Annotated in this window: 2 protein-coding genes and 2 CRISPR repeat arrays (1 of these 4 only partly in view); of the genes, one reads left to right on the top strand and one right to left on the bottom strand. The window is 59.4% G+C overall.

Going from position 1 to position 15202, the window contains the following annotated elements:
- Nucleotides 1-66: 66 nt before the first annotated feature.
- On the top strand, nucleotides 67-2232 hold the full coding sequence (locus tag N675_RS07270) for a sensor domain-containing diguanylate cyclase (protein ID WP_038038756.1): 2166 nt from the start codon (nucleotides 67-69) through the stop codon (nucleotides 2230-2232).
- Here the strand turns inward: N675_RS07270 and N675_RS07265 are convergent.
- Nucleotides 2229-3335 carry a M24 family metallopeptidase gene (locus N675_RS07265; RefSeq protein ID WP_038038755.1) on the bottom strand — a complete coding sequence of 369 codons (1107 nt, stop codon included), beginning with the start codon at nucleotides 3333-3335 and terminating at the stop codon, nucleotides 2229-2231. The genes N675_RS07270 and N675_RS07265 overlap by 4 nt on opposite strands.
- 967 nt (nucleotides 3336-4302) lie before the next feature.
- Nucleotides 4303-14478: direct repeats of the CRISPR family, unit length 30 nt; unit sequence GTTTTGCCCGTACCTATGAGGGATTGAAAC.
- A 121-nt stretch (nucleotides 14479-14599) separates the two neighbouring features.
- A CRISPR array of direct repeats spans nucleotides 14600-15202; the repeat unit is 30 nt; unit sequence GTTTTGCCCGTACCTATGAGGGATTGAAAC; it runs 1593 nt beyond the window's last position.

Here is a 15202-nt window from a genome sequence, read left to right as displayed (position 1 = left end):
GCAGTTCTCGTCGACCCGCAGCCAGAGCGGGCCGAGCGGGTACGGGGGGTATTGGAGGGGCTGGGGGTGACGGCTACGGTCGCGTCAGACTGGGACGCTGTCGCGCTTGAGCCGCCGCCGGACGTCGTAATCGTCGCAGCCGACCTCGCCGCGCAGCATCCGGCACCGCCGGGGATTCCGCTGCCGCTGCCGGAGTCGGTCGTGCGGTTGGCGCTACTGCCTGAGGGGCACGGTCACACCCCTGAGTTCCTGGCGGCCGGCTTCCACGGTCTGCTCTACGAGCCCGTCACGTCGATCGAGGTCGCCCGAGCCCTGGCGCTTGCACGCGCCTTGAAGCAGAGCACCACTGACGCCGCGCAGGAGCGGCAGGAGCGGCTCCAGGCCTTACGCATGCTCGACACCGAGCTACTCTTGCTCGTCGAGCTCTCGCCGAGCTGGCTGCCACACGGCCTTGCCCGCCTGCAGCGCCTGCTCGCCGTGCCGGCCATCGCCGTCTGGGAGTGGCAGGCCGAGTCTGACAGCCTGCGTTGTATCGAACAGGTCGGGCTCTCGCCAGCAGCGATCACCGCCGCCGAGCTCGCCTCGCGCCGCCGCGGGCAGCTGGTGTTGACTGAGTTCACCACCGCCAGCGTCCAGCCGACCATGATCGCGCAGGAGGCATCGCACGTGCTCGCCAGGTTGGCGCTGGATGACGGCCAGCCCGTGTTCCAGACCATCGCCTTCCCCTTCCGCGAGAGCACCCGCCTGCAGGGCTGCATCACCTTCTCCTTCGTCCGCGACCGCCCCTACCATCCCGACGACCTGCCGCTCTATGATGCCGCCAGCGCGCTCGTGCGGTCGGCGTTGGCGCTCGCGCGGCTGCGGCACGAGACGCTGACCAGCCAGCGGCTCTTCACGGACGTTGCCGACCAGCTCTCGATCGGGATTATCGTCTGCACGACCAACGGCATCGTCACCTTCTGCAACCACCAGGCGCAACTGCTGCTCGGCGAGCCGGGGATCGTGCCGGGGCAGCCATTCCCGCCCCGCTGGCGTATGCTGCTCGACCTGGACTGGGGCGAACTGGCGAAGCGTCCGGCCGGCAGCTCGCCGCAGCCGCTACGCGCGCGGGTGCGTGGCGCTGGCGGACGGTGGCAAGCGCTCGAGGGCGCGGTGCGTGTCGTTGAGCTGCCCGACCGCTGGGGGCGAACCTGGGCGCCACATTTCCTCCTCAGCCTCAACGACGTCACCCAAACCGAGCGCTACGTGCTCGAGCTGGAGCTCCTGCACGAGCTGACGCAGATGGTCGCCGAGCGGCGCGACCTTGAAGCGGCATTCCGGCTCGTGGCCCAGCGACTCCATGACACGTTCGGCTACGCCTACGTCGGCCTCGGCGTGCTGAGTCCGGACGGCCAGCGCCTCATCGGCCAGACGTTCTACGCCGACGGCGAAATCGCCTTCAACGAGTGGCAGGTGAGCCGTGGCGTCACCGGCCGGGCCATCCGCGAGAACCGCTCGCTCCTGATCCCCGACGTCTGGCATGACCCGGACTACTTTCCGCCGAGCCCGGAGATGGTCATGCAGAGCGAAGTCGTGGCTGTCCTCCGGCGGGACGGCGTCCCCATCGGCGTGCTCAACATCGAGAGCGCGCTCGGTCACCAGCTCGACGAGAGCGACCTGCGCCTGGCCGAACAGGTGGCCGCGCACCTGGAACTGCTCATGGGCCAGCTTGAGCTCACCGAGCGGCTCGCCCGGCAGGCGATGACCGACCCGCTCACTGGGCTCGCCAACCGCCGGGCCCTGCTCTACCACCTCGAGCGCCTCAGCCGGGTGCCGGGCAAGCGCGCAGCGCTCCTGCTCATCGACTTCGACGGCTTCAAACAACTCAACGACCAGTACGGCCATCTCGTCGCCGACGCCATCTTGCAGCAAGCCGCTGAACGCCTGACCCGCTCGCTCCGCCCGCACGACCTGCTTGCCCGCTATGGTGGCGACGAGCTTGCCGTGCTGCTCGAAGACGTGAGCGAGGGTGACGCGCGGGAAGTCGCCGAGCGCCTCCGCCGGGCCATCGCCGCGCAGCCGTTCACTGCCGACGATACCCCGGTGACTCTGACTATCTCGCTCGGTATCGCGCGCTTCCCCGAGCACGGGCAGACGCCCGACGCGCTGCTCCACGCAGCCGACACCGCGCTCTACCGGGCCAAAGCTGGCGGACGCAATCGCGTCGTCATGGCCGACATCGCCGAGGGCTAGGGCAAGACGCGCAACTCGTGGCTGGTCGTGTTCAGCCGCTCAGCCCCGTCCTCCGTCACCACAACGATGTCCTCGATGCGGATTCCCCAGCGTCCGGCCAGGTAGACACCGGGCTCGTCGGAGACGACCATGCCCGGCTGGAGCGGCTCACGATTGCCGGCGACAAGGTAAGGATCTTCGTGGCCGCTGAGCCCGAGGCCATGCCCCGTGCGGTGGATGAAGAAGGGGCCATAGCCGCGATCCTCGAGCACCTGCCGGGCAGCTCGGTCGACCTCCTCGCACGGTACGCCGGGGCGAATCGCAGCGAAGGCAGCCTGATTGGCCTCAAGCACGGCGTCATAGGCGTCGGCGATCTCCGGCGGGGCATCGTGGCCGGCCATGACCGTGCGTGTGCAGTCGGAGTAGTAGCCGTCGAGCGTGCCGCCGAAGTCGAAGATGACTGGGTCGCCAGGCTGGACAACCCGGTCACCGGGCTCGTGGTGGGGCGAGGCCGCGTTGGGCCCGCTGGCGACGATGCAGAACGCGACTGTCTCCAGCCCCTCCGCCTCGAGTGCCGCGCGCAGCTGCGCAGCCAACGCACGTTCGGTTTGGCCGACCAGGCGCGCGCTGGCACAGAACGCTTCCCAGGCGACGTCGGTACGCCGGGCAGCCTCGCGGAGCGTTGCCAGCTCATCGGCGTCCTTCACCATGCGCAGCCGGCGGAGGAGCGGCTGACCACGGACGAAGCGGCGGTCAGGCGCGGCCTCCTGCAACTGGAGCAAGAAGCCACTCCAGAGCTGGTCGTTCACGGCGACGACGCGGGCCTGGGCAGCATCGAGCACCTGGCACAGCGCAGCGATCGGGTCATCGCCGTCGGCCCAGGTGCGGCGCTGGAGGGTGTTCGGCAGTGCGGCGTAGAGCGGGGCTTCGAGCTGGGGCACAAGCAGCGTTGCCGGCCCCTCCCGGGGAATCACGAGGGCCGTCAGCCGCTCGCTGACGTGGCCGGGCAAGCCGGTGAAGTAGCGGAAGTCGGCCGAAGGGGCGACGAGCAACGCATCAGCCCCGAGCGCATCCAACTGCGCCTGCGCCTTCGCGATCCGTTCCAGCGGGCGTCCGGAAGCCATGATCCCTCTCCTTTCTCATCGCGGCGTCCTGGGTACCGTTGTGGTTGCAGCGCCCAGCGGGAAAAGCCGGGACTTTCACCACCGGCGCTGCAGCGCAGCATACCAGTCCACCCGCCTCGCCCGCACCAGCGGCTTCGCCCATGCTCGATTTTCGGTATTCTATGGGTTAGCGTGGAAGAAACGCGAGGGGCAGCCGGCCGCGCCTGGACCACGACAGCTGCCGAAACGCGCTGGCACAGCTCTTGCAACACGCTGGGAACCGGACTTGCCCGCCTTGAACGTCCGTGCTTAAACGCCCGTGGCCGGGATGCTGACTGCCCGCACGCCACGCTGGGCACCGGCCTGCTCGCTGAGATTCGCCCGTGCACCATACGGCATCTGCCGCCGCCTCTGCTCACCCTGCTGCCACACTTCCAGGGATTCACTCGTGCACCGTACGGCATCTTCCCGTTCCGCGGCCTCGCAGTTGTGAGCTCGTTGCACCCGATGCGGTGCCGAGAAGGGAGTGACGGGCCTGGCTCACCTGTTCGCTGCCGAACACGCGGAGTGCTCCATTCGTCGACCATCCAGTTGGTTCCGACAGGAGAGCTCCTGTCCCACCGCTGGGCGCAGTGCCCAGGGGCACCGCCGGCCATGCTCGCCCAACACCGCACAGTGCGCATCCAACCGGGCAGTATCCGGTGGTGCACCCAGCCAGGCCCAGCGTGAGGCACCGCGAACAGCTGGCCGCCTCCGCTGGCCTGTCCGCAACAGGCAGCACGAACAGGGCGGGGAGCGCAGGGGAGATCTGGCGCGGCACGTCCGTCGACCTCAGATCGTGCGCAGCGGCTGGGGGGTCGACGGAGCGGGGTGCGGGGGCGGGATGAGCGGCGGGATGCGGTGAGCGGCGGTGGTGGGCAGGTGCCGAGGCGGGCAGCGGAGGGAGTAGCGGTCAGGCGTTCGCTGTGGTAGACTAGAAATGTGGTGGGTTTTGCCCGTACCTATGAGGGATTGAAACGACCGGTGATTGCCGCTGGTCTCCTGGCCTACCTGGACCCGTTTTGCCCGTACCTATGAGGGATTGAAACGGTGCTCCACCGCGACGTGCTCAAGCGGATCCGCAAAGTTTTGCCCGTACCTATGAGGGATTGAAACTTCCCCTACGATGACCTTGACGTCGACACGTTGCTTGTTTTGCCCGTACCTATGAGGGATTGAAACATCTTGTGATGGACGCGGCCGACACTGGGAACATGGCGTTTTGCCCGTACCTATGAGGGATTGAAACACGGTGTATCGGAGAATGAAGCCACGCTCAGCGAGCGGTTTTGCCCGTACCTATGAGGGATTGAAACAACGCCAGCACCTTCAGGTCGGCGCAGTACGGCCGCTTGTTTTGCCCGTACCTATGAGGGATTGAAACCCTCGTTGAGCCGTCCACGTTCGTTCTTGGTCAGCGGGTTTTGCCCGTACCTATGAGGGATTGAAACATCCTCGCTGCTCACGGAATTCACGGATTCTCCGCCGTTTTGCCCGTACCTATGAGGGATTGAAACTGATTTCGTTGAATTCCTCCGGAATAGAAAGCGCCAGCGTTTTGCCCGTACCTATGAGGGATTGAAACTGGGCGTGGCAGGGCTGGCATGGCAGGGCTGGCGAGGGTTTTGCCCGTACCTATGAGGGATTGAAACCAGCTGAACGGGAGATGCGGAGAGTGGAAGCGAGCTGATCGTTTTGCCCGTACCTATGAGGGATTGAAACCTTTGATCGTGCCCTTGCCACCGCCCTTGACCGCGTTTTGCCCGTACCTATGAGGGATTGAAACCGCGCAAAAGCGCGCAAATGAGGCGGCTGGCACTGACGTGCGTTTTGCCCGTACCTATGAGGGATTGAAACTGCTCTATCGTGGCGATACCATTGCCCAGCGCGTCGAAGTTTTGCCCGTACCTATGAGGGATTGAAACCCATCAAACTCGTGCTCGATGCGGTCTTCGGACCAAAGTTTTGCCCGTACCTATGAGGGATTGAAACTGCACCCCTGGACGGCGGTGCATGACCGAACCTGGCGGTTTTGCCCGTACCTATGAGGGATTGAAACAGCGCACCTTCCAGGACCTCGTTACCACGAGCCCAAGTTTTGCCCGTACCTATGAGGGATTGAAACCTCGATCCTGCGGGCGTTCTTCGGTGCGCCGTTCGCTGTTTTGCCCGTACCTATGAGGGATTGAAACACATACGCCGGGTCGTGCGGCAGATGCTGCGGGTTCGTTTTGCCCGTACCTATGAGGGATTGAAACTAGGGATGGACCTCCCGATACTCCCAGCCGGGCTTGGGTTTTGCCCGTACCTATGAGGGATTGAAACTTGGGCCTGACGGCGAGGTCTACGACGGTCATCAGCGGCGTTTTGCCCGTACCTATGAGGGATTGAAACTCCTGCCGGCCGCCGACACGACCACGACAACCCTCGTTTTGCCCGTACCTATGAGGGATTGAAACTGGCCGTATTCACGACGTCATCCTCTTCTATACCAAGAGTTTTGCCCGTACCTATGAGGGATTGAAACCGGTGCCCTGTTTGTACGGGGCACCGTCGATGGCAAGGTTTTGCCCGTACCTATGAGGGATTGAAACTGCTTGAGGCGGAAGGCCTGGCGGTGCCGAGGACGCGTTTTGCCCGTACCTATGAGGGATTGAAACCCTAGATCGGTATATCCCCCTTCAGGCGGCTCTTGGGTTTTGCCCGTACCTATGAGGGATTGAAACTGGGCGTGGCAGGGCTGGCATGGCAGGGCTGGCGAGGCAGTTTTGCCCGTACCTATGAGGGATTGAAACGAGGCTGAGGTGCGGCGATGGGTCGGCGAGATCGACGAGTTTTGCCCGTACCTATGAGGGATTGAAACTATTGCACGACGGGCGGCACACACTTGGCAGAGCGGGGTTTTGCCCGTACCTATGAGGGATTGAAACAGCTGATGCCGGGGCCGGGCCGTCAGCCTCAGAAGAGTTTTGCCCGTACCTATGAGGGATTGAAACGTCAGCGGGACATCCTGATAGGGGCGCCCCCAGCAGTTTTGCCCGTACCTATGAGGGATTGAAACTCATCGAGCTCGAAGGCTTCTCCACGGCACGCGAGCGTTTTGCCCGTACCTATGAGGGATTGAAACATGATCCCGAGGGCTATGTGGCGGCGGTCGTCCGTGTTTTGCCCGTACCTATGAGGGATTGAAACTGTCCGATCCGATGGGACGTGGACGACCTGGACGGAGTTTTGCCCGTACCTATGAGGGATTGAAACCGATGCCGAACAATCCTCGTTCGCTTCACCAGAAACGGTTTTGCCCGTACCTATGAGGGATTGAAACGGGCTTGACAATGTACCTGTGATTGAACCAGTGATATTCAAGTTTTGCCCGTACCTATGAGGGATTGAAACGTCCATGTTGGTGCGGATCGCGCGACGCTATCTCGGTGAGTTTTGCCCGTACCTATGAGGGATTGAAACCCTTCAAGCAGAACGAGCGCGTCACGCTCGTGGGCAAGGTTTTGCCCGTACCTATGAGGGATTGAAACTCTCCGCGGGCACGGCCACGGCGCGGGTCTCTGTCTCGGTTTTGCCCGTACCTATGAGGGATTGAAACCTCTGAGACGTTCGGATGCGCCTTCAAGTTGATCTGAAAAGTTTTGCCCGTACCTATGAGGGATTGAAACACACGACCTCTTGTTTCGGCGTTGTCCCAGGTTGTCGTTTTGCCCGTACCTATGAGGGATTGAAACACCGATTTCGAGAAAGCGGGCCACAATCGGCCCGTAGTTTTGCCCGTACCTATGAGGGATTGAAACGTGAATTCGTTCACTACGGAATCCCACTGCCCGGCGGTTTTGCCCGTACCTATGAGGGATTGAAACGGATGTGCTCCTCAGGCGACTCGGGGCGGAGGCAGCGTTTTGCCCGTACCTATGAGGGATTGAAACAAAAAGCTCGGCTTCACCAAGCGTGCACGCATTCCGTTTTGCCCGTACCTATGAGGGATTGAAACGTTCTCCCGGTTGTTCCTCGGTGACATACCGGACATGTTTTGCCCGTACCTATGAGGGATTGAAACTCCGGCGTGAGCGACAGGGCCTCACGAGCGTCCTGCGTTTTGCCCGTACCTATGAGGGATTGAAACTCGAGATAGGAAAACAACAAGTCCTCGGCGAGCTTCCAGGCGTTTTGCCCGTACCTATGAGGGATTGAAACAGAGTAATCAGAAAGTCGTCAATATCGGGACAACCGTTTTGCCCGTACCTATGAGGGATTGAAACCACGGTCATCGCACGCGGCGCCTTCTGCCACGCCTTTGGTTTTGCCCGTACCTATGAGGGATTGAAACGCCGGAGGCGTGCGCGATGTGGAGCAGGCCGTCGCGGGTTTTGCCCGTACCTATGAGGGATTGAAACTTGCCGCTGTTGTGGCGGTCGCCTTCATCGCGTGGCAGTTTTGCCCGTACCTATGAGGGATTGAAACTGCTGAAATCGTTCGTGGCGGTAGCAACCCTGGTTCCCGGTTTTGCCCGTACCTATGAGGGATTGAAACCAGCGTGACGCTGCTCTTCCTCCACGCCTCCGGGCATTGTTTTGCCCGTACCTATGAGGGATTGAAACATCGCGATACCTTTTGCCGAATCCTCCGGGACGCCCAATGTTTTGCCCGTACCTATGAGGGATTGAAACCTCGACACCGGCACGGCGTGGCAGCCGTTCCTCCCGGTTTTGCCCGTACCTATGAGGGATTGAAACTAGCGATAAGAATCATCGAGAAGACGATACTTCTCGGTTTTGCCCGTACCTATGAGGGATTGAAACACCATCCCCATAACCATGATCAGGGGGAATGGTTCGAGTTTTGCCCGTACCTATGAGGGATTGAAACCGCATTGGTCAGGGAAACGAAATCGAGCAGTGGGGTAGTTTTGCCCGTACCTATGAGGGATTGAAACTGCGGCAATCACCACGTGCATCAACTGGATTCCGATAGTTTTGCCCGTACCTATGAGGGATTGAAACTTCGAAGGTTGCGCCGTGGAGGGCGTTTTCGATGCGTCGTTTTGCCCGTACCTATGAGGGATTGAAACCGGACAAGGTACCGCCAGTACTCGAGAAATCCTCCACCGAGTTTTGCCCGTACCTATGAGGGATTGAAACCGTGATCGACTGGGACGGTGTCCGCATCGAGCTTCGCGACGTTTTGCCCGTACCTATGAGGGATTGAAACTTCAAGATACTGCCAGAACCGTTCTGGATTGACCTTCAGTTTTGCCCGTACCTATGAGGGATTGAAACTAGTGTTCGTGCACAGCGTCCGGACACTGTGTCCGTACAGTTTTGCCCGTACCTATGAGGGATTGAAACAGCAATCGCGCGATCGACGTCGATCAGCACGAGGGCGTTTTGCCCGTACCTATGAGGGATTGAAACAGGATGTTATCGAGGTCGTGACGGCGATTCGGGCAGAGTTTTGCCCGTACCTATGAGGGATTGAAACACGGCCGTCATCACGGCCATAACCCAGTTTGGCGGTCAGTTTTGCCCGTACCTATGAGGGATTGAAACTCCGTTTCATGCAGCAACACGAAGGGAGAACGACAATGGGTTTTGCCCGTACCTATGAGGGATTGAAACTCGGCAACCCAAGCCAACCTTGGAAGCGCCGACTCAGTTTTGCCCGTACCTATGAGGGATTGAAACGCCATACCCGATTGTAGTCCGAGCCACGATTCATGGTTTTGCCCGTACCTATGAGGGATTGAAACGAAGTGCTTCGGGTGCAGGCTTGGCATCGTGCACCCGGTTTTGCCCGTACCTATGAGGGATTGAAACTCGAGCAACCGATAGGGCTCTTTGTTCGGGCCCGAGTTTTGCCCGTACCTATGAGGGATTGAAACGTCCTGGAAATTCCTGGCCGATACATGACTGGCCACGGTTTTGCCCGTACCTATGAGGGATTGAAACTCGCGATCCGATCCGCGCGTTCGTGGGAGAGAATGGTTTTGCCCGTACCTATGAGGGATTGAAACCGCCGATGGCGCGGAGTTGCTTGACGGCGGCATTGATGTTTTGCCCGTACCTATGAGGGATTGAAACAGCGAGCTGGCGCGCCTCATCAATGAGGGCGGCGAGGGTTTTGCCCGTACCTATGAGGGATTGAAACAGCCAAGCTTTTTCAAGAACGAGGAACTCGCCGCGCTCCCGTTTTGCCCGTACCTATGAGGGATTGAAACCCATCAACGGTGACCGTACCAACGCCAATGGGGAGTGCGTTTTGCCCGTACCTATGAGGGATTGAAACTGCCAAGCCAGCGCGTCGCACCGTACACGTCCAGGAGTTTTGCCCGTACCTATGAGGGATTGAAACGCAGAGACGGGCGATCGTGCCGCTCGCCGTGGTCATGCGTTTTGCCCGTACCTATGAGGGATTGAAACGACCTTCGCCGTCGCGATCCACTTCCCGTCGGCATCGTTTTGCCCGTACCTATGAGGGATTGAAACTGGCGCCTGGCGTATCGGCGATCTCGATGCGCTTGGCGGTTTTGCCCGTACCTATGAGGGATTGAAACGACCACCGTCATCTGTCATCATGGGAGACCGATCCTTTGTTTTGCCCGTACCTATGAGGGATTGAAACAGGAGCGGGTCAAGGCCGTACCGTTCACAGATGCGCAGGACGTTTTGCCCGTACCTATGAGGGATTGAAACCTTCTCCCGGCCGCAGTCCCGTCATGAGCATGAACGTTTTGCCCGTACCTATGAGGGATTGAAACCGCCGTTTGGCGCGGTACGGAGTGACGTGTGAGGCTGTGTTTTGCCCGTACCTATGAGGGATTGAAACCTCGAGGTCGGTGATGACGGTCTGCAGGTGCTCGAGGAGTTTTGCCCGTACCTATGAGGGATTGAAACGACCCCTGGCGGTCAGATTCGATCGCCAGGGGGCTTGAGTTTTGCCCGTACCTATGAGGGATTGAAACTAACCAGACAGTCGAGCAACTCACCCAGGTCGGCCCAGTTTTGCCCGTACCTATGAGGGATTGAAACTAGCACCCGCCATATTCCATTGTCAATACCCCCCGGCGTTTTGCCCGTACCTATGAGGGATTGAAACTCGGCACAGCGTGGGTACGCCGTGGGCGGCGCATCGTTTTGCCCGTACCTATGAGGGATTGAAACAGCGCAATTCCGCCGACCACGCCGCGTGCGCTGTCATCGTTTTGCCCGTACCTATGAGGGATTGAAACTCGTGCCACTCGGCGACGTCGCCGAGTGGGTGCTCGTTTTGCCCGTACCTATGAGGGATTGAAACCCAGCAAGCGGCGATTGGCGGGGACGACATTTCCTGGGTTTTGCCCGTACCTATGAGGGATTGAAACGCCACTTGCCTACACGGCGCCAGACGGCACCTTCCGCGTTTTGCCCGTACCTATGAGGGATTGAAACTTTTCGACATCCTTCTTCATGGTGTCCAGACCTCCAGTTTTGCCCGTACCTATGAGGGATTGAAACCTCACCTTCACCGTGGAACTCCAGGTGAGTGGCACGTTTTGCCCGTACCTATGAGGGATTGAAACCTTCGTCCGCGCGCGGTCGTTCGGGAATGGCGGCCGTTTTGCCCGTACCTATGAGGGATTGAAACACGGCAGAGGAGCGGCCGCCAGTGGCTCGCCTCCAAGTTTTGCCCGTACCTATGAGGGATTGAAACGAGGTCCTCGGCGTCGGAGAGCAAGCTGGTGAGCGTCAGGGTTTTGCCCGTACCTATGAGGGATTGAAACACGACTACGACAGCGAGACGCTCTTCGCCCCGGTCGTTTTGCCCGTACCTATGAGGGATTGAAACGAAGGAGGCCGACGATGGACAGTGACCCAGCATACGTGTTTTGCCCGTACCTATGAGGGATTGAAACCACCCAGAAGTACATCACGCGCTGTAACTGCCCCTCGGTTTTGCCCGTACCTATGAGGGATTGAAACGCCAGACGCGTGGGCGATATGCAAGAGCCCGTCCCTCGTGTTTTGCCCGTACCTATGAGGGATTGAAACACCTGATGCAGGCCGGGGTGTTCGCCGGGACGAGCGGCGCGAGTTTTGCCCGTACCTATGAGGGATTGAAACCCGCGTCAGGGCCGTCGCCGCGTTGTTCAGCTGGACGCGCGTTTTGCCCGTACCTATGAGGGATTGAAACACCGTTGCCTGGGGGAGGTCGAGTGCTGCGGCGATCGTTTTGCCCGTACCTATGAGGGATTGAAACGTGGCCAAGCGGTTCGGGGCGATCGAACACCTCCCCGTTTTGCCCGTACCTATGAGGGATTGAAACTTCCCTCCGGCGACACCAGACACGACGCCCCCGGGGTTTTGCCCGTACCTATGAGGGATTGAAACGATGACCCCCAGCGGCGCTGGCACCGCCGCTGGGGAGAGTTTTGCCCGTACCTATGAGGGATTGAAACCCCATGCTCAGAACGCGCCCGTGGGATACCCGGCGTATCGGTTTTGCCCGTACCTATGAGGGATTGAAACAGTCGCCGGGGCAGACAACATCTGTGCGCCCCATTGCCGTTTTGCCCGTACCTATGAGGGATTGAAACGCGATTTCCACGTCAGTCATGGCCGTTCTTCTCCCTGTTTTGCCCGTACCTATGAGGGATTGAAACTGGTCTGATGGCAAGCCTCCACGTATAGGTACTTCCGTTTTGCCCGTACCTATGAGGGATTGAAACCATGACTGGTCAGGGAAATTCATGACCGATACTTGGCCAGGTTTTGCCCGTACCTATGAGGGATTGAAACGACACTCCGAAGGGGGCGGATCGGCTCGAGTACCAGAGTTTTGCCCGTACCTATGAGGGATTGAAACGGCGACGCGTCCGTCGCGGCCGACCAGGAAGTGGGCGGGTTTTGCCCGTACCTATGAGGGATTGAAACTCGGCCAGGCGATCGCGTTCGGCTCGACGCCGAGCGCGGGTTTTGCCCGTACCTATGAGGGATTGAAACTGGCTTGCCGATTGCCATCACCACGCTCGGGCTCATGTTTTGCCCGTACCTATGAGGGATTGAAACTGTCGATCCCGAACCACCAGCACTCCGTCACAATCCGTTTTGCCCGTACCTATGAGGGATTGAAACCCCGCATGGAGACGCAGCTCGATACGATGTTCTCGGTTTTGCCCGTACCTATGAGGGATTGAAACGCGGCTCGCCAGCAACGGTAACCCTCACGGTGGCTGGAGTTTTGCCCGTACCTATGAGGGATTGAAACATATTCCCCGTGTCAGTCGGCGTGAGCGTGGCAAAGTTTTGCCCGTACCTATGAGGGATTGAAACGGTCGCCGGGCGGCCAATGTGCCCGGCCTGCGCGGGTTTTGCCCGTACCTATGAGGGATTGAAACATGGCGAGCGGCCTCTACTCGGGTACCAAGAAGCTCGGTTTTGCCCGTACCTATGAGGGATTGAAACTCGAGCAACCGATAGGGCTCTTTGTTCGGGCCCGAGTTTTGCCCGTACCTATGAGGGATTGAAACGGGCCCTCGCCCGTGTTCTTCTGGACTGGGCGCTCGCGGTTTTGCCCGTACCTATGAGGGATTGAAACAGGAAGCACGGCGGCATCCAGGGTACGGCTATCTTCGTTTTGCCCGTACCTATGAGGGATTGAAACACCGAATCCGCCACAGTCACACCAGTCGTCGGCATTTGTTTTGCCCGTACCTATGAGGGATTGAAACTGGCTTGCCGATTGCCATCGCCGCGCTCGGGCTCATGTTTTGCCCGTACCTATGAGGGATTGAAACGCCATCTTCTGGCATGAGAGCCAGTTTGGGCGTGTCGGCAGTTTTGCCCGTACCTATGAGGGATTGAAACGAGTGAAGGAAAGGGGGACGGCAATGCAGGTGTGGCGTTTTGCCCGTACCTATGAGGGATTGAAACTCGCGATCCGCTCGGCGCGTTCGTGGGAGAGAATGAGTTTTGCCCGTACCTATGAGGGATTGAAACTTGGCGACGCCAAGAGTCTTCTCGACCGGATTCTCGGTTTTGCCCGTACCTATGAGGGATTGAAACTTCCCGGCCTCTATGGCTGCGAGGAGCCGGGCGAGCTGGTTTTGCCCGTACCTATGAGGGATTGAAACAGATTACCGAGATTGGGAACGTTGACCGCTACGGTTGTTTTGCCCGTACCTATGAGGGATTGAAACTCTGGTACCATTCGTGTGCGTACCAGACCTGCAAAAGTTTTGCCCGTACCTATGAGGGATTGAAACTTTTTCCGCCAGGGACACTGTAGCACGACTGTGCCCCGGTTTTGCCCGTACCTATGAGGGATTGAAACTTATCCCCCCGACTGGGGCTTGACACTGTGGTTGCACGTTTTGCCCGTACCTATGAGGGATTGAAACCCACCACCGTCCTCACTCCCAATGCTCGGGGGCAGTCTCCGTTTTGCCCGTACCTATGAGGGATTGAAACGAGGCTGTCAAGGCCGTGAAACCAGCGACGTGGGTCAGTTTTGCCCGTACCTATGAGGGATTGAAACTACGCCGTCGGTGGGTATAACGGGACGAACTACCTCTCCGTTTTGCCCGTACCTATGAGGGATTGAAACGACGCCCAGGGCGAAAGCCTCGTTGGTGGAGAGGTGGTTGTTTTGCCCGTACCTATGAGGGATTGAAACGCCCAACAGCATCTGCGCCAGCGCGTCCTCAATGTCGTTTTGCCCGTACCTATGAGGGATTGAAACTTCAATGTGGCCGTCCTCGGAGACTTGAGGACGGCCGTTTTGCCCGTACCTATGAGGGATTGAAACCAGCGCAAGGCACAAGAGATCGCAAGTACGGTCAAGAATACGGTTTTGCCCGTACCTATGAGGGATTGAAACCTCTGCTTCGCGTCCGAGCAAGATCCGCGCGGCACGTTTTGCCCGTACCTATGAGGGATTGAAACTTCGAGAGGCGATTGATCTGTTTCTTGCCCGCTATTCGTTTTGCCCGTACCTATGAGGGATTGAAACTCCAGGACCTCAAGAATACCTGGGAAAATATCTGGAGTTTTGCCCGTACCTATGAGGGATTGAAACCTGGGCGACGCAGAGACTGCGTGCGCCCTGAACTTGCGTTTTGCCCGTACCTATGAGGGATTGAAACATCGGCGTGGTCCCATCCCACACCTGCTCCACGACCCGCGCCCGGTGCGCACGGAAGACGGCGTCCTGGTCGATCTGCGCAAGCGCCGCCTTGAGATCGGCAACCCACGACGCCGGCTTCAGGTTTTGCCCGTACCTATGAGGGATTGAAACTCGCCTCCTCGTCGTGTGCGACGACTATGGGCGTATGTTTTGCCCGTACCTATGAGGGATTGAAACCCGCGATGACGGGAAGCCACACGTCGTCCAGTGGTTCGTTTTGCCCGTACCTATGAGGGATTGAAACACGCTCGCCGGATATCTATCGGTAGGACACGCTTCTGTTTTGCCCGTACCTATGAGGGATTGAAACTGACCTCGCAGCCGCCTGGCTCCAGGCTCGCTCGAGGGTTTTGCCCGTACCTATGAGGGATTGAAACGATCATGCCAGCGACAATGAGCCAGGACGGCCACCCGTGTTTTGCCCGTACCTATGAGGGATTGAAACCCCATCGCGGTGTCGTAGGAGGTGTCGTCGCCGGGCGTTTTGCCCGTACCTATGAGGGATTGAAACTCATTGAAGAAGACTTCCCGCTCGAAGATGTTCTAACAATCAGTTTTGCCCGTACCTATGAGGGATTGAAACGTGCTCCTGTCGTTCCTTCACCGCCCTGCCCCCGCTGTACAGTTTTGCCCGTACCTATGAGGGATTGAAACAAGAGACACGACAACCCCCCCATTCGTGC

Source organism: Thermorudis peleae, from assembly GCF_000744775.1.
Classification (GTDB): Bacteria; Chloroflexota; Chloroflexia; order Thermomicrobiales; family Thermomicrobiaceae; genus Thermorudis; species Thermorudis peleae.
Note: the sequence above shows the minus strand (reverse complement) of the source record. Positions and strands in the feature narration are given on the sequence as shown.

Excerpts from the sequence above, each read along its gene's own strand:
- N675_RS07265 (WP_038038755.1), bottom strand. The coding sequence starts at position 3,335 with ATGGCTTCCGGACGCCCGCTGGAACGGATCGCGAAGGCGCAGGCGCAG.